Here is an 18,057-nt window from a genome sequence, read left to right as displayed (position 1 = left end):
GACGCCTGGGGTGGACTTGCTCACGAAGGCATCCTCTACAGCGCCACGTCAATGAAACCTGGCGCCTGGGCCAGGGTGAATGGGCTGAAAATCGCCCAGGTGCGCTCGCCAGGCACGCCAGGCTCGCCGGGAAAATGCCCCTGCACGAAGCGCGCGGCACTGCGCAGCAGCGGCTGCGGCGGCGCCAGTTGCAGGCTGGCGAGGGGAAAGTGCTGCAAGCCCAGGACCTCGTCGACCAGCAGGCCGACGAACAGGTCATCATGGTCGAGCACCATCACCCGCCGCTGCTTGCCGGCAGCCACCGGCCCAAGGTCGAGAAACGTCGACAGGTCCATCACCGGCAGCAGGCGCCCACGCAGGTTGGCCACGCCCACCACCCACGGCCGCACACCCGGTACGCGGCTGCTGCGGGGCTCGCGCAGCACCTCGGCCACCTCGCCCATGGGCGCGACGAACCACTGCCCGCCGATGCGAAAGCCGATGCCGCTCCAGTCTTGCAGGGGGCTGTCATCGAAGGGCTGGTCGGCCACCAGCAGCCGGCAACGCCGGTCGATGTCCAGCAGCAGCTCGAAGGCCGTCAGCGACGCGCCCTGGGGCCGGGTGGTCAAACCTGCAGCACGTGGTCGACGATGCTGAGCAGCGCCGCTTCGTCCACCGGCTTGGTGAGGAAGGCCTTCGCGCCTTGGCGTGTGGCCCAGATGCGGTCGGTTTCCTGGTCCTTGGTGGTCACCACGACCACCGGAATGTTGCAGGTTTCCGGGTCCTTGCTCAGCTGGCGGGTGGCCTGGAAGCCATTCATGCCCGGCATGACGATGTCCATCAGGACCACGTCGGGCTTTTCCTGGCGGGCCAGAGCGACGCCATCGGCACCGTTGTTGGCCTTGATCACCTGATGGCCGTGTTGCTCCAGCCAGTCGGTGAGTTTGTACATCTCGGTGGGCGAATCGTCGACAATCAGAACTCGGGCCATGCTGTTTCCCCATGTGGAACGTGCGAGGCCGCCATGTTCGGCGGCCTCAGGAGGCGTGTTGTGGCTGTTCGACGAACGCCGGCACATGGGCGCGGATGGCGTCGAGCAGCGCTTGCTTGCTGAAAGGCTTGGTGAGGAACTGATCAGAGCCCACCACGCGGCCGCGCGCCTTGTCGAAAACGCCGTCGCGTGATGACAGCAGGATCACCGGAATGTCCTTGAAGGCGCTGTTCTGCTTGATCACCGCGCACGTCTGATAGCCATCCAGGCGCGGCATCAGCACGTCGACGAAGATGATCTGCGGCCTGTGGTCGACAATCTTGGCCAGGGCATCGAAGCCGTCGCTGGCAGTGATCACCTCGCAGCCTGCCTCGCCGAGCAACAACTGGGCAGTGCGGCGGATCGTGCGTGAATCGTCGATCACCATCACCTTCAGGGGTTGTTCCATAAGTCGTACTACCGTGGCGGCTCGCTAGGCTCTGTTCGAAACAGTCTCGAGCGAAGGTTAGGCAAGGCCGATGGCGGCCCCGCAAAAGCAGCCCAGCAAGCGCAGTTTACTGGCGTAAATGAGCATTCCGACGGGGCCGGCCTTCCGGGCTGTTTTCAACGCAGCATCACTGAGTCTCAAGGCGTTTCAGACAGCGCCTGAGAGGCCGGCAGGCCACGCGAGCGAGCCGTTGGCGGGCTCGCTCGCAGCGCAGCGCTGGCGGCAGGATGCTGTGCGGCATTTTTAGCATACTCCGGGAGCCCGTTCCATCTGCCCACCCCTTGACCGAGCGCGCGTGCAGCGCCACCCTGAGCCACTTTTCACGAATCACCACGGCCCGTGTGCCGCCAAGAGGAACTACCCCATGAGCGTTCGTCTCGGGATTGTCATGGACCCCATCGTGTCCATCTCCTACAAGAAGGACAGTTCGCTGGCCATGCTGCTCGCCGCCCAGGCCCGCGGCTGGAGCCTGTTCTACATGGAGCAGGCCGACCTGTACCAGGGTGAAGGCCAGGCCCGCGCCCGCATGCGCCCACTGAAGGTGTTCGCCGACCCGGCGCGCTGGTTCGAGCTGGGCGACGAACAGGACAGCGCGCTGGCCGAGCTCGACGTGCTGCTGATGCGCAAGGACCCGCCTTTCGACATGGAGTTCGTCTACAGCACTTACCTGCTGGAGCAGGCCGAGCGTGAGGGTGTGCTGGTGGTCAACCGCCCGCAGAGCCTGCGCGACTGCAACGAGAAACTGTTCGCCACGCTGTTCCCGCAGTGCACCGCACCCACCCTGGTGAGCCGCCGCGCCGACATCATTCGCCAGTTCGCCGCCACCCATGGCGACGTCATCCTCAAGCCGCTCGACGGCATGGGCGGCGCCTCGGTGTTCCGTCATCGCCAGGGCGACCCGAACCTCTCGGTGATCCTCGAAACCCTGACCCAGCATGGCAAGCAGCAGATCATGGCGCAGGCCTACCTGCCGGCCATCGTCGACGGCGACAAACGCATCCTGATGATCGACGGCGAGCCGGTGCCCTACTGCCTGGCACGCATTCCGGCCAGCGGCGAAACCCGCGGCAATCTGGCCGCCGGTGGCCGTGGCGAAGCGCGCCCGCTGACCGAGCGCGACCGCTGGATCGCCGCCCAGATCGGCCCGACCCTGCGCGAAAAAGGCCTGTTGTTCGTCGGTCTGGACGTGATCGGCGACAGCCTGACCGAAATCAACGTCACCAGCCCGACCTGCATCCGTGAAATCGACGCAGCGTTCAACACCGATATCGGTGGCCAGTTGATGGACGCCATCGCCCGCCAGCTCGACGCCCGTTGAGCACCTGCACGCGGCGATGACGCGCAGTGGGGTATGATGCCGGTCCTTTTTCATCGCCCCACTGGCGCGTTGCGCACTTGCCGGATATTTGATGACGCTGTCTGCCGACATTCCCACCGACCTGCTGCCGCCGCGCGTTCGCCCGGCGGACCGGCTGGGTTTTACCCTGTTCCTGGCCGCCCTGCTGCACATCGCGCTGATCCTCGGGGTGGGCTTCAGCGTCAGCACGCCCACTGAAATCCGTCACACCATGGACTTCACCCTCTCGACCTTCAAGAGCGAGAAGGCGCCGGAAAAGGCAGACTTCCTGGCCCAGGACGACCAGCAAGGCAGCGGCACCCTGGAAAAGAAAGCGGTGCCCACCACCACCGAAGTGGCGCCGTTCCAGGACAGCAAGGTCAACAAGATCACCCCGCCACCGGCCGCGCGCCCTCATGTCGAGCCGCAGCCCGCCAAGGCAGTGGTCAGCACCAAGGCCCCGAAGGCGCAGAAAGTCGAGTCCAAGCCTACGCCGAGCAAACCGCAGCCCAAGCCCGTGGCGCCCACCCCTGCGTTCGACAGCTCGCAGCTCTCCAGCCAGATCGCCAGCCTGGAAGCCGAGCTGTCCCAGGAGCAGCAGCTGTACGCCAAGCGCCCGCGTATTCATCGCCTCAATGCCGCCTCCACAGCCCGCGACAAAGGCGCCTGGTACAAGGAAGACTGGCGCAAGAAGATCGAGCGCATCGGCAACCTCAACTACCCCGAAGAAGCTCGCAGCCAGAAGCTCTACGGCAGCCTGCGGCTGATGGTGTCGATCAACCGCGACGGCTCGCTGCACGAGGTGCTGGTGCTCGAGTCATCGGGGCAGCCGCTGCTCGACCAGGCCGCCCAGCGCATCGTGCGCATGTCAGCGCCGTTCGCACCCTTCACCGGTGACCTGGCTGAATTCGACCGCCTGGAAATCGTGCGGACCTGGCGCTTTGCCCGTGGGGATCGACTTTCAAGTAATTAACCAGGGCGTGCGACTGGCGATTCGCTTGTCAGCACCCCTGCCTGACGCCACACTACCGACCATGAAAAAGCACACACCGACTTACCTCAAGCATCAGTTCCTGATCGCCATGCCGCACATGGCCGACCCGAACTTTGCCCAGACCCTGACCTACATCGTCGAGCACAACGCCAACGGCGCGATGGGCCTGGTGGTGAATCGCCCGCAGGACCTCAACCTGGCGGACATCCTCGAGCAACTGCGTCCGGATGAAGAGGCGCCGCTCGGGACCCTGCACATGCCCATCTACCTGGGCGGCCCGGTGCAAACCGACCGAGGCTTCGTGCTGCACAGCTCGGAATGCAGCTATCAGGCCACCGTCGAGCTGCCCGGTCTGTCGCTGAGCACCTCCCAGGACGTGCTGTTCGCCATCGCCGCCGGCACCGGCCCGCAGCAGAGCCTGATCACCCTCGGCTACGCGGGCTGGGAAGCCGGCCAGCTGGAAGAGGAGCTGGCTGACAACGCCTGGCTCAACTGCCCGTTCAATGCCGACATCCTCTTTGCCACGCCCAGCGAACTGCGTCTGCAGGCAGCGGCGAGCAGCCTGGGTGTCACCCTCAGCCTGCTCACCAGCCAGGCAGGCCACGCCTGATGGCCGAGTTGCGTCTGTTGCTCGGCTTCGACTACGGCACCAAGCAGATCGGCGTTGCGGTTGGCCAGGTCATCACCGGTCAGGCCCGCGAGCTGTGCACGCTCAAGGCGCAGAACGGCGTGCCCGACTGGGCCCAGGTCGAAAAGCTGGTCGCTGAATGGAAACCCGACGCCATCGTCGTCGGCCTGCCGCTGAACATGGATGGCACGCCCAGCGAGATGAGCGCCCGCGCAGAGAAATTCGCCCGGCGCCTGAACGGCCGATTCAACCTGCCCGTGCACACCCATGACGAGCGCCTGACCACCTTCGAGGCCAAAGGCGAACGCCTGGCCCGCGGCGGTCAGCGCGGCAGTTACCGCGACAACCCGGTCGATGCCATTGCCGCAGCCCTGCTGCTGCAGGGCTGGCTGGAGGCCAATACCTAACCGCTTTGCCGCCGGCCATGGCCGGCATCCGCCAAGGAGTCCGCAATGAGCCTTCCCGATCCTGCCGCGCTGATCCGGCAGATGGCCACCGACCTACGCGCCCACCTCACCCGTCGTCACATCAGCGAGCCGCGTTTCATCGGCATCCGTACCGGTGGTGTGTGGGTGGCCCAGGCGCTGCAACAGGCACTGGGCGATGCCAGCCCCCTGGGCACCCTGGACGTGTCGTTCTACCGCGATGACTTCAGCCAGAACGGCCTGCACCCACAGGTGCGCCCCTCGGAGCTGCCGTTCGAGATCGAAGGCCAGCACCTGGTGCTGATCGATGACGTGTTGATGAGCGGGCGGACCATCCGCGCCGCACTCAACGAGCTGTTCGACTACGGTCGCCCAGCCAGCGTGACCTTGGTCTGCCTGCTGGACCTGGACGCCGGCGAACTGCCGATCCGCCCTAACGTGCTCGGCGCCACGCTGTCCCTGGCTGCAGACCAACGCATCAAACTGACCGGCCCCGCCCCGCTCGCCCTCGAGCGCCAGGACCTCGCCACCGTTTCCGCCCTTTAAGAGCCCCCCGATGACGCCACTCGACGCCAAGCGCCCGCTGCAGCTCAACGACCAGGGCCAGCTGCGCCATTTTCTGTCCCTGGATGGCCTGCCGCGCGACCTGCTGACTGAAATCCTCGACACCGCCGACTCGTTTCTCGAAGTCGGTGCGCGTGCCGTGAAGAAGGTGCCGCTGCTGCGCGGCAAGACCGTGTGCAATGTGTTCTTCGAGAACTCCACGCGCACGCGCACCACTTTCGAGCTGGCCGCCCAGCGGCTGTCGGCCGACGTGATCAGCCTGAACGTCTCCACCTCCTCCACCAGCAAGGGCGAGACGCTGTTCGACACCCTGCGCAACCTGGAGGCCATGGCGGCGGACATGTTCGTGGTGCGCCACTCCGACTCGGGCGCTGCGCACTTCATCGCCGAGCACGTCTGCCCTGAGGTGGCGGTGATCAACGGCGGCGACGGCCGCCACGCGCACCCGACCCAGGGCATGCTCGACATGCTCACCATCCGCCGTCACAAGGGCAGCTTCGAGAATCTCTCGGTGGCCATCGTCGGCGACATCCTGCATTCGCGCGTGGCGCGTTCGGACATGCTCGCGCTCAAGGCGCTGGGCTGCCCGGACATCCGCGTGATCGGCCCGAAAACTCTGATCCCGATCGGTATCGAGCAGTACGGTGTGAAGGTCTATACCGACCTCAGCGAAGGCCTGAAAGACGTCGACGTCGTGATCATGCTACGCCTGCAACGTGAGCGCATGACCGGCGGCCTGCTGCCGAGCGAGGGCGAGTTCTACCGCCTGTTCGGCCTGACCACCGCACGCCTGGCAGGCGCCAAGCCCGACGCTATCGTCATGCACCCCGGGCCGATCAACCGCGGCGTGGAGATCGAATCGGCCGTGGCCGATGGCAGCCACTCGGTGATTCTCAACCAGGTCACCTACGGCATCGCCGTGCGCATGGCCGTGCTGTCCATGGCCATGAGCGGACAGAACACGCAACGTCAACTCGACCAGGAGCCTGCGCAGTGAGCCTCAGCCAGTTCATCGGCCGCATCACCGCGCCACCGACGGCCATCAGCGCGCACAACACCCCACGTCAACTCGACCAGGAGAACGCTCTGTGAGCCTCAGCATTCTTGGCGCCCGCCTGATCGACCCAAGCAGCGGTCTGGATCAGGTCACCGATCTGCACATCGACGCCGGGCGCATCGTTGCCATCGGCGCTGCACCGGCCGGCTTCACCGCCAGTCGCACCGTTCAAGCGGACGGCCTGGTGGCCGCGCCGGGTCTGGTAGACCTGTCCGTGGCGCTGCGCGAACCCGGCTACAGCCGCAAAGGCACCATCGCCAGCGAAACCCGTGCCGCGGTCGCCGGTGGCGTGACCAGCCTGTGCTGCCCGCCACAGACGCGTCCGGTACTGGATACCTCGGCTGTTGCCGAACTGGTGCTGGACCGCGCCCGCGATGCTGGCAACGCCAAGGTCTACCCCATCGGCGCGCTGACCCGCGGCCTGGAAGGCGAACAACTGGCCGAGCTGGTCGCCCTGCGCGACACCGGTTGTGTGGCGTTCGGCAACGGCTTGAACGAGCTGGCCAGCAACCGCACGCTGGCGCGTGCGCTCGACTACGCCGCCACCTTCGACCTGAGCGTGGTGATCCATTCCCAGGACCGTGACCTGGCCCAGGGCGGCCTGGCCCACGAAGGTCCGATGGCCAGCTTCCTGGGCCTGGCAGGCATTCCGGAAACGGCAGAAACCGTGGCGCTTGCGCGCAACCTGCTGCTGGTGGAACAAACCGGCGTGCGTGCGCACTTCAGCCAGATCACCAGCGCCCGCGGCGCCGAGCTGATCGCCCAGGCCCAGGCCCGCGGGCTGCCGGTCACGGCAGACGTTGCCCTGTACCAGTTGATCCTCACCGACCAGGCGTTGCGCGATTTCTCCAGCCTTTACCACGTACAGCCGCCGCTACGCACCGCGGCTGATCGTGATGGGCTGCGCGCGGCGGTCAAGGCCGGCGTGATCAAGGCGATTTCCAGCCATCACCAGCCACACGAACGCGACGCCAAGCTGGCGCCGTTCGGCGCCACCGAGCCTGGCATCAGCAGCGTCGAGCTGCTGCTGCCGCTGGCCATGACCCTGGTGGCAGACGGCCTGCTTGACCTGCCCACCCTGCTCGCGCGCCTCACCAGCGGCCCGGCACAGGCCCTGCGTCTGCCCGCTGGCGAGCTGAAAGTCGGTGCTGCAGGGGACGTGGTGCTGTTCGATGCGCAGGCCTCGACGGTGGCCGGTGAGCAGTGGTATTCCCGTGGGCAGAACTGCCCGTTCGTCGGGCACTGCCTGCCAGGAGCGGTGCGGTACACGGTGGTGGATGGGCGGGTGTGTCACGAGGGGTAAGGAACATCCAAGGGCTGCTCGGCAGCCCTTTTTTCCAGGGCAGGTCGCAACGTCGGCCTGGCCGAAAGCGTCATCCTTCACGCGTTTTTGGTGACATTGAGCCGCTCAGAACAACGCGACGCGCATGCTATGCTCAGCGACTCTTTCGCTCCCACCGAGGCCTGTGCCTACAGGGATGTAGGCTATGCACATCAAATCATTGCGACTTCAAAATATCGGTCGTTTCAAATCGCTGGAATTGTCTTTTGATCAGCCCACTGGCGAGCCTGCCAAAGTTGTGGTGTTGGTAGGCAATAACGGCGCTGGCAAGACATCCATTCTGAAATCCTTGGCGACATCGCTTGGGTGGTTTGTGGCAAGATTGCGGTCGGAGAGAGGCTCTGGCAGCAGTCTCAAAGTTGAAAGCATCAATAACCTGGAAAACGTATCATCCGTTGAAATCGAAGTTCAGGGTGAATACCCCCCAAAAAGCCAAGGGTCGACACTGCGCTGGAAACTTAGTCGCGCCCGGCCAGGCAGTGTTGGCGGCGAAAGTAGCAATCTTTCCGGCGCCACCCATTTAGCAAAACGCTATCGCGACAAAATTAATCTAGCCATCTCGAGCAGCCTTCCCTTGGTTGCGTTCTATCCTGTGGAACGCTCGGTGATCGATGCACCCTTGAAGCCGCGTCAGAAGCTTCAGTATCCACAACTTTCGGGTTATGAAGGTTTCTCTGAGGACTCGGTTGATTTCAGCAAGTTTTTTGAGTGGTTCAGGGATCGGGAGGATCAAGAGAATGAGATCAGTGCGACCCGTGTCGATCATCGCGCACTGGCTGAATCCCTATCGACAGCCCAAGCAGCCCTGCTCAATAGTCAAAGATCTTCCAATGAAGATTATGATCAAGCCATCGAGAACTTTAAGAGTCTGATTGAAAACGTTAGCGATCTTATTAAAAAAGATTCCGAGGCAAAAAACACACAGCACAGCAAACTCGAAGACAACCAGCTCAATGCCGTACGTTCTGCCATTGAGCAGTTCATGCCGGGCTTTTACATCAGGGTCAAACGGCGTCCGACGTTGCAGATGCTGGTGGATAAAGGCGAACAAACCCTCGACATCCTTCAACTGTCGCAGGGCGAAAAGTCGTTGATGGCATTGGTTGGCGATATCGCTCGCAGATTGTCCATCCTCAACCCCGGACTGAACAACCCGCTGCAAGGACACGGGGTGGTTCTGGTTGACGAAATCGACATGCACCTGCATCCAAAATGGCAGCGGGGTGTGGTTGAGCAACTCACCAGAACCTTCCCCAACTGCCAGTTTGTACTGACCACTCATTCCCCGCTGGTCATCAGCGACAGCCCCAACATGCTGGTGTTTTCGCTAGACCATGGCGTGGTAAGCGCGGTAACGCCGCAGTACGGTCAGGATGCCAACTCGGTGCTGCTGGATGTCATGGATACACCCATCCGCAACGCTGAAATCGAAAATGACCTCAACGATCTTTTCGACGCCATTCAGGACGGGCAACTGGATCAAGCCCGGGAAATGATCGCGGGCCTTGAAGCGTTGATTCCGGCGACCAATATGGAGCTCACCAAAGCGAAGCTGATGCTGAGGAAGCAGGAGCTGCGCCTTGAAAAAAATCACTAAATCCGATGAGCCCGACGCCCTTGTAGCGTGGCGCGCCCACCATCCAGGCAAACGCTACGAAGCGCTTGGCCCCCTCGAGCGCTCAGCGATCAGGGCGTCCTGCGCAGTCGAGCAATTCTACCTATGCGCCTATTGCTGCCAGTCCATTAGCGGCCAAGCGTGCGACACGGTTAACGAACATTTGCTGCCACGCCACACTCATCATCACCTGAGTCTGGACTACTCCAATATCGTGGCAAGCTGCACGACCCAAGGACAATGCGACGCTGCGCACGCCCACCAGACGTTCTCTCTGACACCGCTCATGGATGAATGCGAATCAGAGCTGAAGTTTCGGATCAGCGGATGCCTCGAAGGCACTACGGAGCGAGCGAGGGAAACGATTCGCGTCCTGAACCTGGGCGATCACGAGCGCAACAACAGATCATTGGTCGAAAAACGCAAACAGCTTTCCCATGCCTTGATGTTCACCAACGGCCTTGATCCCAATGCCCCGCTTGAGGACGACGAGCTCTTGCAGGCGCTCATCGAGGACCTTGATGAACCTGTCGAAGGCAGGCTCGCGCCGTTCATGCCTGTTGTCATCAATATATTGAAGAGCTGGCTAGCCTCCTGAGAGAGGCCCCTGGCTTTCCGGCTCACTGAGAACAGCCTTCGCTGCCCAGACCCGATCACCCTGTCGGATCGGGTTGAAATCCTCCCCCCCACCCCCATATCAGTTCCCATCAGGCATTTTCGCCCCCGCTGCATGGAGACGTCCCCCTTGACTACCATCGTTTCAGTTCGCCGCCACGGCAAAGTCGTCATGGCTGGCGACGGCCAGGTGTCCCTCGGCAATACCGTGATGAAAGGCAACGCCAAGAAGGTCCGTCGCCTGTACCACGGCCAGGTGATTGCGGGCTTCGCGGGTGCCACTGCCGATGCCTTCACCCTGTTCGAGCGTTTTGAAGGTCAGCTGGAGAAGCACCAGGGCCACCTGATCCGCGCCGCCGTAGAGCTGGCCAAGGAGTGGCGTACCGACCGTACCCTCAGCCGCCTGGAAGCCATGCTCGCCGTGGCCAACAAGGACGCTTCGCTGATCATCACCGGCAACGGTGACGTGGTCGAACCCGAAGACGGTCTGATCGCCATGGGTTCCGGTGGTGCCTTCGCCCAGGCCGCTGCGCGCGCCTTGTTGAACAAAACCGACCTGGGCGCTCGCGAGATCGCCGAAACCGCACTGCACATCGCCGGCGACATCTGCGTATTCACCAACCACAACCTGACCATCGAGGAGCAGGACCTGGCCGAGTGATCAGCTGTTCTGGCGCCCAGCCCCGGTGGCTGGGTTTTTCCACGCTGAAACACCGTGCACAAGGACCATCATTCTTATGTCCATGACCCCCCGCGAAATCGTCCACGAACTCAACCGCCACATCATTGGCCAGGATGACGCCAAGCGCGCCGTCGCCATCGCCCTGCGCAACCGCTGGCGGCGCATGCAACTGCCCGAAGAACTGCGCGCGGAAGTCACGCCCAAGAACATTCTCATGATCGGCCCGACCGGCGTCGGCAAGACCGAGATCGCCCGCCGCCTGGCCAAGTTGGCCCATGCGCCGTTCATCAAGGTCGAGGCCACCAAGTTCACCGAGGTCGGCTATGTCGGCCGTGACGTCGAATCGATCATCCGTGACCTGGCCGACGCCGCGCTGAAACTGCTGCGCGAGCAGGAAATCGTTCGCGTGCGCCATCGTGCCGAGGACGCCGCCGAAGACCGCATCCTCGACGCCCTGCTGCCCCAGGCGCGGGTCACCAGTTTCAGCGAGGAAGCGGCGCAGACCAGCACCGATTCCAACACCCGCCAGCTGTTCCGCAAGCGCCTGCGCCAGGGCGAGCTGGACGACAAGGAAATCGAGATCGAGGTGGCCGAGTCGGCCGGTGTCGAAATCGCTGCCCCGCCAGGCATGGAAGAGATGACCAACCAGTTGCAGAGCCTGTTCGCCAACATGGGCAAGGGCAAACGCAAGTCGCGCAAGCTCAAGGTCAAGGAAGCGCTCAAGCTGGTCCGCGATGAAGAAGCCAGCCGCCTGGTCAACGAAGAAGAACTCAAGGCCAAGGCCCTCGAGTCGGTCGAGCAGCACGGCATCGTGTTCATCGACGAGATCGACAAAGTGGCCAAGCGCGGCAATGTCGGCGGCGCCGACGTGTCGCGTGAAGGTGTACAGCGCGACCTGCTGCCGCTGATCGAGGGCTGCACCGTCAACACCAAGCTGGGCATGGTCAAGACCGACCACATCCTGTTCATCGCCTCCGGCGCGTTCCACTTGAGCAAACCGAGCGATCTGGTGCCCGAGCTGCAAGGCCGCCTGCCGATCCGCGTGGAACTCAAGGCCCTGACCCCCGAAGATTTCGAGCGCATCCTGCAAGAGCCGCACGCGTCGTTGACCGAACAGTACCGCGAGCTGCTCAAGACCGAAGGCCTGAACATCGAGTTCGTCGACGAAGGTATCAAGCGTCTGGCCGAGATCGCTTATCAGGTCAACGAGAAAACCGAGAACATCGGTGCTCGCCGCCTGCACACGTTGCTGGAGCGTCTGCTCGAGGAGGTGTCGTTCAGTGCCGGTGACCTGGCCAGCAGCCACACCGACGCGCCGATTCGTATCGATGCGGCGTACGTGAACAGCCACCTGGGTGATCTGGCGCAGAACGAAGATCTGTCGCGCTACATTCTGTAAGCGTGTTGCTGTAAGCGTGTCGATAATGCCAAGGGCCGCTGCTGCGGCCCTTGGCGTTTTCGCAGAGGCGTTCGTAAAGCCTGCCTTGGCGCTGCCCGCGCCTGCACATCAAGGCCGTTCGTGGCCAAGACCCGGTACATTCTCACCGCTGCCACCGCGTGGCCTGCACCGCTGGAGCGCTTGAATCTGCCCAGCCAAACCCCGAAGCTTGGCCATCCGCTTCTCCAGAGACCGCTGCCATGCCGCGCATGCCCACCGCCATCAACCTGCACAAAGCCTCCAAGACCCTGTCGCTGACCTATGCACCAGGCGAGGTGTATCACCTGCCGGCCGAGTTTTTGCGGGTGCACTCGCCGTCGGCCGAGGTGCAGGGCCATGGCAAGCCGATCCTGCAGTTCGGCAAGCTCGGCGTGGGCCTGGTGGGCCTGGAGCCAGCAGGCCAGTACGCGTTGAAGCTGATCTTCGATGATGGCCACGACAGCGGCCTGTTCACCTGGGAGTACCTGGAGCAGTTGTGTCTGCGTCAGGAGGCGTTGTGGGAGGACTATCTGGAAACCCTGCGGCTGGCGGGCAAGACCCGCGATCCTGCGCAGTCGGTGGTCAAGCTGATGCTGTAGTTCAGCCGCGGTGGGTTGCCCGCCTGCTGGGTAAGCCTTGTGCACGCGGTCTGGACGCAGTTGTTGGCAGAGCGCTGGCGTCGTTTCCCTTGAGGGCCGGCCCCTGCCGATTCAGGGGTGCGACAGGTCAGCCTGTGCCGCGCAGGTGCCTGCAACACCGTGCGCCGAACGGGTAACGGGGCCGGTCTGTGTTTACCGGGGGCTGACGGGCATATCGGGGCAAGGCAGAAGCTCGCCAAGGCCGGTGAGTCAAGTGATCGGGGCTGCTTTGCGTCCCACTGCGGCTGCAAGGCAGCCCGACTGATTACAAAGCGGCTCAACTGACTGGCATCAGGGATGCAGCCGGGTAGTTTCAGAAGACGTGGCAGGCGCTGTACGCAACGCTCAGGGCACGAGCGCCTGAGGCCATTGCGTACGCCAGGCCGTTGCGTGCGCGCCGATCAGACCAGGGCCTTGTCCAGCGCCCGCTCGATCTCACCTTCGATGGTGCCGCTCATCATCGACAGCATCATGCCCAGCTTGAGGTCCACGCGGATCGACTCGTCACCGATGTGCACGCTGCCCTTGGCGCCGCTGCGGGCGATGTCGACGCGATCACCCTGCCAGTTGGCCTCGAGGTCGTACTTGCTGGAGAGCTTTTCCACCAGGGCTTGCGCCTTGGCACGCGCGGCTTCGCGGCCGAGGCTGTGTTTGCGTTCAACGCTGATCTGGGTCATGCAGACGGTCCTGACGGTGAGACATGCTGGGCATTATGCCCGCCCCTGCCCCATGGCACACCCTGCCAAGACAAATCCGCCCGTTCACCCTAGAATGGCGGTAATTTTTCCCCGGTGAAGCGATATGAACGATCAGCGCAAAGGCGAAGCCGCCGAACCCACCACGCATTTCGGCTACAGCGACGTACCAGAGAGCCAGAAAGCGAAGAAAGTCGCCGAGGTGTTCCACTCCGTCGCCGCCAAGTACGACTTGATGAACGACGTGTTGTCCGGCGGCATGCACCGCTTGTGGAAACGCTTCACCATCGAGCTGTCGGGCGTGCGCACCGGCAACCGTGTGCTCGACATCGCTGGCGGCACCGGTGACCTGGCCGCCAAGTTTTCGCGCCTGGTCGGCCCCACTGGCCAGGTGGTACTCGCCGACATCAACGAATCCATGCTCAAGGTCGGCCGTGATCGCCTGCTCGACCGCGGTGTGGCCGGCAATATCGAGTTCGTCCAGGCCGACGCCGAGAAGCTGCCGTTCCCGGACAACCACTTCGATTGCGTGACCATCGCCTTCGGCCTGCGCAACGTCACCCATAAAGACGATGCCATTCGCTCGATGCTGCGCGTGCTCAAGCCCGGTGGCCGCCTGCTGGTGCTGGAGTTTTCCAAGCCGACCAACAAGCTGATGTCCAAAGCCTACGACGCCTACTCGTTCGCCTTCATGCCGCTGGCCGGCAAGCTGATCAGCAATGACTCGCAAAGCTATCGCTACCTGGCCGAATCGATCCGCATGCACCCGGATCAGGAAACCCTGAAAAGCATGATGGTCGAGGCCGGCTTCGACCGCGTCACCTACCACAACATGACCAGCGGCATCGTGGCGGTGCACCGGGGAATCAAGCCCTGATGCTGCTGGCCGGGGTGCTCGCCAGCGTCGAGCATGGCCTGAACCGTGTCCTGCGCATGGACAGCACGGCGTTGCCGCGTCTGGCGGGGTTGGAAGGCAAGGTCATCGCCATCGACTGCCAGCAGCCATCGCTGAAGGTGTTCATCTTGCCCGATGAAGACGGCCTGATGCTGGCCGGCCATTGGGAAGGTGACGTGCACTGCACGCTGCGTGCACCGGCCAGCAGTCTGGTACGCCTGGCCTTGAGCGCCAACAAGACCGCCGTGCTGCACAGCCCTGAGGTCGAGTTGCATGGCGACAGCGCCGCGCTGCTCGACCTCTTCGGCGTGCTGCAGGACCTGGAGTTGGACTGGCAATACGAAGTGTCCCGCTGGCTTGGCCCGGTCGCCACCTCGTTGCTGGCCGGTCACGTGCGCACCCGCACGCGCTGGACCCGCCAGGGCCTGGCGCGTTTCAGCCAGAACCTGTCCGATTATTTGGCCGAAGAATCGCGCACCCTGGTGGGCAAGCGCGAAGCCGAGGCGGCGTTCAGCGAGCTCGACGCGCTGAAGGTCGACCTCGACCGACTCGAGGCGCGCATCCGCCGCCTTTCCCGACCCTCTGATATCAGCGATAACGCATGAAGCTGCTCGCCGTCCGCCGTCTGTTTCGCATCCAGCGCGTGGTGATCCGCTACCGCCTCGATGACCTGCTGTTCTCGATGCCTCTGCCCTGGTGGCTGATGAGCCTGCGCCTGCTGATGCCGTGGCGCTGGCTGCCACGCAAGCCGGCCGAAGCCTCGCGCGGTGCGCGCCTGCGCATGGCCCTGCAAGACCTCGGGCCGATCTTCATCAAGTTCGGCCAGTTGCTCTCGACCCGGCGCGACCTGCTTCCCACCGATGTGGCCGACGAGTTGATGCTGCTGCAGGACCGCGTGCCACCGTTCGACCCCAAACAGGCCGTGGAGCTGATCGAATCGCAGCTGGGCGGGCGCATCGGCGAGGTGTTCAAGCGTTTCGACGTCGAGCCGCTGGCCTCGGCCTCCGTGGCCCAGGTGCACGCCGCTCAGCTCAAAACCGGTGAGCAGGTGGTGGTCAAGGTGGTGCGCCCAGGCTTGAAGCAGGTCATCGCCCAGGATCTGGCCTGGCTGTTCCTGATCGCCAAGGCGGCTGAACGGCTGTCGGCCGACGCCCGCCGCCTGCACCCGGTCGAAGTGGTCGGCGACTATGAAAAGACCATCTACGACGAGCTCGACCTGCTCCGCGAAGCGGCCAACTCCAGCCAGCTGCGGCGCAACTTCGAGGGTTCCGAACTGATGTACGTGCCGCAGGTGTACTGGGACTACTGCCGGCCCAAAGTGCTGGTCATGGAACGCATCTACGGCATTCCGATCACCGACATGGCCACGCTCGCTGACCAGCGCACGGACATGAAACTGTTGGCCGAGCGCGGCGTGGAAGTGTTCTTCACCCAGGTCTTTCGCGACAGCTTCTTCCATGCCGACATGCACCCGGGCAACATTTTCGTCAGCACTGTGCACCCGTGGAGCCCGCAGTACATCGCCATCGACTGCGGCATCGTCGGCAGCCTGACCGATGAAGACCAGGACTACCTGGCGCGCAACCTCATCGCCTTCTTCAAGCGTGACTACCGCCGCGTCGCGCAGCTGCACATCGATTCGGGCTGGGTCCCGGCGCACACCAAGGTCAACGAATTCGAGGCGGCCATTCGCACCGTGTGCGAGCCGATCTTCGAAAAGCCGTTAAAGGATATTTCCTTCGGCCATGTGCTGATGCGCCTGTTCCAGACCGCGCGGCGCTTCAATATGGAAGTCCAGCCGCAACTGGTGCTGTTGCAGAAGACGCTGCTCAACGTCGAGGGCCTGGGCCGTCAGTTGTACCCGGAGCTCGACCTGTGGAGCACGGCCAAGCCCTACCTGGAACGTTGGATGCGCCAGCGCATGAGCCCAAAAGCGGTGCTGAGCAACGTCTACAGCCAGGTCGAGCAGTTGCCGCACCTGGCCAACATGACCCGCGACCTGCTCGAACGCCTGTCGCAACCGCACCTCAAAGACCCGCAGTTGCCCCGACAACGCCACCAGGGCGACCACTGGGCCCTGCGCCTGCTCGGCGCCGGCCTGCTGGGCGGCGGTGCAACCCTGGCGGCCGGCGCCGCCAGCCTCACGGCACCGGCGGTGTGGCCTGCGTATCTGATGCTGGCTGCCGGGTTGTACCTGATCGTGCGTCGATAGCCAGCGGTGGCGACGGCTGGCACACTAGATTCAGACAACGCCTGAGCCGCGTAGGCAGCCCTGCCGGGTAAAGCGCCGCTGGCGCGCCTCGTTCCCAAGGCACCAGGCGTGCTCTGGCCGCGACCGATGTACAAGGCCCGCGCACTTTCGCGGGCCTGTTTTGGAGTGAGAGATGAAAGACTGGTTGGACGAGATCAACTGGAACAGCGACGGGCTGGTACCGGCCATCGCCCAGGACCACAAGAGCGGTCGGGTGCTGATGATGGCCTGGATGAACCGCGAAGCCCTGGCCCTGACCGCCACCGAACAGCGCGCCATCTACTGGTCACGCTCGCGTGGCAAGCTGTGGCGCAAGGGCGAAGAATCCGGGCATGTGCAGAAGCTGCATGAAATGCGCCTGGACTGCGACGCCGACGTGATCATCCTGAGGGTCGAGCAACTGGGCCAGATCGCCTGTCATACCGGTCGGGAAAGCTGTTTCTACCGCGTCTACGGGAACGGTCAATGGACCACTGTCGATCCGGTACTCAAAGACCCGCACGCCATCTACCAGGCAGGACACTGACATGAGCGACACCCTCACCCGTCTCGCTGAAGTGCTCGAGGCCCGCAAACACGCCGCGCCCGACAGCTCCTACGTGGCCAGCCTGCACCACAAGGGCTTGAACAAGATTCTGGAAAAGCTGGGCGAAGAATCGGTGGAAACCATCATTGCCGCCAAGGATGCCGCCCTCAGCCATGACTGCAGCGACGTCATCTATGAAACCGCCGATCTGTGGTTCCACAGCCTGGTGATGCTCAGCGCGCTGGGCCAGCACCCGCAGGCCGTCCTGGACGAGCTGGAGCGCCGCTTCGGCCTGTCCGGGCATGACGAGAAAGCGGCGCGCGCGCCGTCTGCCTGACGCCTGCCTGCCATGGCCTCGGTCTGGCCTGGCCGCAAACCGATAGACAGGGGCCTTCACCCGCACCTGTGTGGCACAACCGATACGCCTGTCACTGGAGTACGTAATGGGTATTTTCGACTGGAAACATTGGATCGTCCTGCTGATCGTGGTCGTGCTGGTGTTCGGCACCAAGAAACTCAAGAACCTGGGTGGTGACCTGGGTGAGTCGATCAAGGGCTTTCGCAAGGCCATGAGCGACGAGGAGCACAAGCCCGCCGAGTACACGCCGCCACCTGCGCCACCGGTGCAGACCGTCCAGCCCGTGCCTTCGGTACACACGGCCCAGCCCGTGCAGAACGCCCAGCCCGTACCGCCGGTACACACGCCACAGCCTGTGCAGAACGCCCAGCCCGTACCGCCGGCACACACGCCACAGCCTGTGCAGAACGCCCAGTCCGTACCACCGGTACACACGCCACAGCCCGTGCAGAACGCCCAGCCGGTACCCCCCGTGCAACCAGCCCCTGCCCAGCCGACCGTCGTTCAACCACCCTTGCCGCCTGTCGAGGCCGCGCCTGCCCCTGCGCAGCCTTATGCGCCG

General features: G+C 63.6%; 21 protein-coding genes and 1 pseudogene. 18 read left to right on the top strand and 4 right to left on the bottom strand.

The genetic code is table 11. From position 1 onward, the window contains the following. Window positions 1-35: 35 nt before the first annotated feature. The 3 genes from SJI00_RS15510 to SJI00_RS15500 are packed head-to-tail and all read right to left on the bottom strand — an operon-like array spanning window position 36 to window position 1,418. Window positions 36-608, bottom strand: a complete 573-nt coding sequence (locus SJI00_RS15510; RefSeq protein WP_322462582.1) for a chemotaxis protein CheW — start codon at window positions 606-608, stop codon at window positions 36-38. After that, the gene (gene pilH / locus SJI00_RS15505; protein WP_322462581.1) at window positions 605-970 is read right to left on the bottom strand and encodes a twitching motility response regulator PilH; all 366 of its coding nucleotides are present in this window, start codon (window positions 968-970) and stop codon (window positions 605-607) included. Before pilH ends, SJI00_RS15510 begins: the two co-directional genes overlap by 4 nt. 46 nt (window positions 971-1,016) lie before the next feature. Continuing rightward, window positions 1,017-1,418, bottom strand: a complete 402-nt coding sequence (locus SJI00_RS15500) for a response regulator (protein WP_322462580.1) — start codon at window positions 1,416-1,418, stop codon at window positions 1,017-1,019. A 403-nt stretch (window positions 1,419-1,821) separates the two neighbouring features. Here SJI00_RS15500 and gshB point away from each other — a divergent pair, with 403 nt between their 5' ends. The 12 genes from gshB (at window position 1,822) to SJI00_RS15440 (ending at window position 12,731) form a co-directional block, all read left to right on the top strand. Beyond that, on the top strand, window positions 1,822-2,775 hold the full coding sequence (gene gshB, locus SJI00_RS15495; RefSeq protein WP_322462579.1) for a glutathione synthase: 954 nt from the start codon (window positions 1,822-1,824) through the stop codon (window positions 2,773-2,775). Window positions 2,776-2,866: 91 nt separating this feature from the next. Further along, a complete protein-coding gene (locus SJI00_RS15490) occupies window positions 2,867-3,766 on the top strand; it encodes an energy transducer TonB (protein ID WP_322462578.1) in 900 nt (299 codons plus the stop codon). Window positions 3,767-3,827: 61 nt separating this feature from the next. Next, entirely contained in the window at window positions 3,828-4,397 is a 570-nt protein-coding gene (locus SJI00_RS15485) for a YqgE/AlgH family protein (RefSeq protein ID WP_322462644.1), read from the top strand. After that, complete coding sequence (gene ruvX / locus SJI00_RS15480; protein ID WP_322462577.1) at window positions 4,397-4,822, top strand: Holliday junction resolvase RuvX; 426 nt, start codon at window positions 4,397-4,399, stop codon at window positions 4,820-4,822. Before SJI00_RS15485 ends, ruvX begins: the two co-directional genes overlap by 1 nt. Before the next feature lie 45 nt (window positions 4,823-4,867). Beyond that, on the top strand, window positions 4,868-5,386 hold the full coding sequence (pyrR, locus tag SJI00_RS15475) for a bifunctional pyr operon transcriptional regulator/uracil phosphoribosyltransferase PyrR (protein ID WP_322462576.1): 519 nt from the start codon (window positions 4,868-4,870) through the stop codon (window positions 5,384-5,386). 10 nt (window positions 5,387-5,396) lie between these two features. Continuing rightward, window positions 5,397-6,401, top strand: a complete 1,005-nt coding sequence (locus SJI00_RS15470) for an aspartate carbamoyltransferase catalytic subunit (protein WP_312935698.1) — start codon at window positions 5,397-5,399, stop codon at window positions 6,399-6,401. A 91-nt stretch (window positions 6,402-6,492) separates the two neighbouring features. Further along, window positions 6,493-7,764: a dihydroorotase gene (locus tag SJI00_RS15465; RefSeq protein ID WP_322462575.1), complete on the top strand. Its 1,272-nt coding sequence runs from the start codon at window positions 6,493-6,495 to the stop codon at window positions 7,762-7,764. Window positions 7,765-7,948: 184 nt separating this feature from the next. Further along, window positions 7,949-9,400 carry an AAA family ATPase gene (locus SJI00_RS15460; RefSeq protein WP_322462574.1) on the top strand — a complete coding sequence of 484 codons (1,452 nt, stop codon included), beginning with the start codon at window positions 7,949-7,951 and terminating at the stop codon, window positions 9,398-9,400. After that, on the top strand, window positions 9,384-10,016 hold the full coding sequence (locus SJI00_RS15455; RefSeq protein WP_322462573.1) for an HNH endonuclease family protein: 633 nt from the start codon (window positions 9,384-9,386) through the stop codon (window positions 10,014-10,016). The genes SJI00_RS15460 and SJI00_RS15455 overlap by 17 nt, the downstream gene beginning before the upstream one ends. A 147-nt stretch (window positions 10,017-10,163) precedes the next feature. Further along, on the top strand, window positions 10,164-10,694 hold the full coding sequence (gene hslV / locus SJI00_RS15450) for an ATP-dependent protease subunit HslV (RefSeq protein ID WP_322462572.1): 531 nt from the start codon (window positions 10,164-10,166) through the stop codon (window positions 10,692-10,694). 76 nt (window positions 10,695-10,770) lie between these two features. After that, on the top strand, window positions 10,771-12,114 hold the full coding sequence (gene hslU / locus SJI00_RS15445; protein WP_322462571.1) for an ATP-dependent protease ATPase subunit HslU: 1,344 nt from the start codon (window positions 10,771-10,773) through the stop codon (window positions 12,112-12,114). A 239-nt stretch (window positions 12,115-12,353) separates the two neighbouring features. Next, complete coding sequence (locus tag SJI00_RS15440) at window positions 12,354-12,731, top strand: gamma-butyrobetaine hydroxylase family protein (RefSeq protein WP_322462570.1); 378 nt, start codon at window positions 12,354-12,356, stop codon at window positions 12,729-12,731. 440 nt (window positions 12,732-13,171) lie between these two features. Here the strand turns inward: SJI00_RS15440 and SJI00_RS15435 are convergent, their stop codons facing one another. Next, window positions 13,172-13,447, bottom strand: a complete 276-nt coding sequence (locus SJI00_RS15435; RefSeq protein WP_312936941.1) for a polyhydroxyalkanoic acid system family protein — start codon at window positions 13,445-13,447, stop codon at window positions 13,172-13,174. 124 nt (window positions 13,448-13,571) lie between these two features. On the opposite strand from SJI00_RS15435, the gene ubiE reads away from it, so the two are divergent. From ubiE to SJI00_RS15405, 6 genes and pseudogenes are all read left to right on the top strand, one after another. Then, window positions 13,572-14,342 (top strand): bifunctional demethylmenaquinone methyltransferase/2-methoxy-6-polyprenyl-1,4-benzoquinol methylase UbiE, encoded by a 771-nt coding sequence (gene ubiE, locus SJI00_RS15430; protein ID WP_312936942.1) that lies wholly within the window; start codon window positions 13,572-13,574, stop codon window positions 14,340-14,342. Then, window positions 14,342-14,965: a ubiquinone biosynthesis accessory factor UbiJ gene (locus tag SJI00_RS15425; protein ID WP_322462569.1), complete on the top strand. Its 624-nt coding sequence runs from the start codon at window positions 14,342-14,344 to the stop codon at window positions 14,963-14,965. The genes ubiE and SJI00_RS15425 overlap by 1 nt, the downstream gene beginning before the upstream one ends. After that, a complete protein-coding gene (gene ubiB, locus SJI00_RS15420; protein ID WP_322462568.1) occupies window positions 14,962-16,572 on the top strand; it encodes a ubiquinone biosynthesis regulatory protein kinase UbiB in 1,611 nt (536 codons plus the stop codon). Before SJI00_RS15425 ends, ubiB begins: the two co-directional genes overlap by 4 nt. Window positions 16,573-16,744: 172 nt before the next feature. Beyond that, a complete protein-coding gene (gene hisI / locus SJI00_RS15415; protein WP_322462567.1) occupies window positions 16,745-17,137 on the top strand; it encodes a phosphoribosyl-AMP cyclohydrolase in 393 nt (130 codons plus the stop codon). Between the two features lies 1 nt (window position 17,138). Next, the gene (locus SJI00_RS15410) at window positions 17,139-17,474 is read left to right on the top strand and encodes a phosphoribosyl-ATP diphosphatase (RefSeq protein ID WP_322462566.1); all 336 of its coding nucleotides are present in this window, start codon (window positions 17,139-17,141) and stop codon (window positions 17,472-17,474) included. Between the two features lie 106 nt (window positions 17,475-17,580). Next, window positions 17,581-17,805: pseudogene (locus SJI00_RS15405) on the top strand (twin-arginine translocase TatA/TatE family subunit); the annotation flags it as partial. Window positions 17,806-18,057 lie beyond the last annotated feature (252 nt).

Source organism: Pseudomonas gebzensis, assembly GCF_034427815.1.
GTDB lineage: Bacteria > Pseudomonadota > Gammaproteobacteria > Pseudomonadales > Pseudomonadaceae > Aquipseudomonas.
This window is presented reverse-complemented; position numbering and strand designations above follow the sequence as displayed.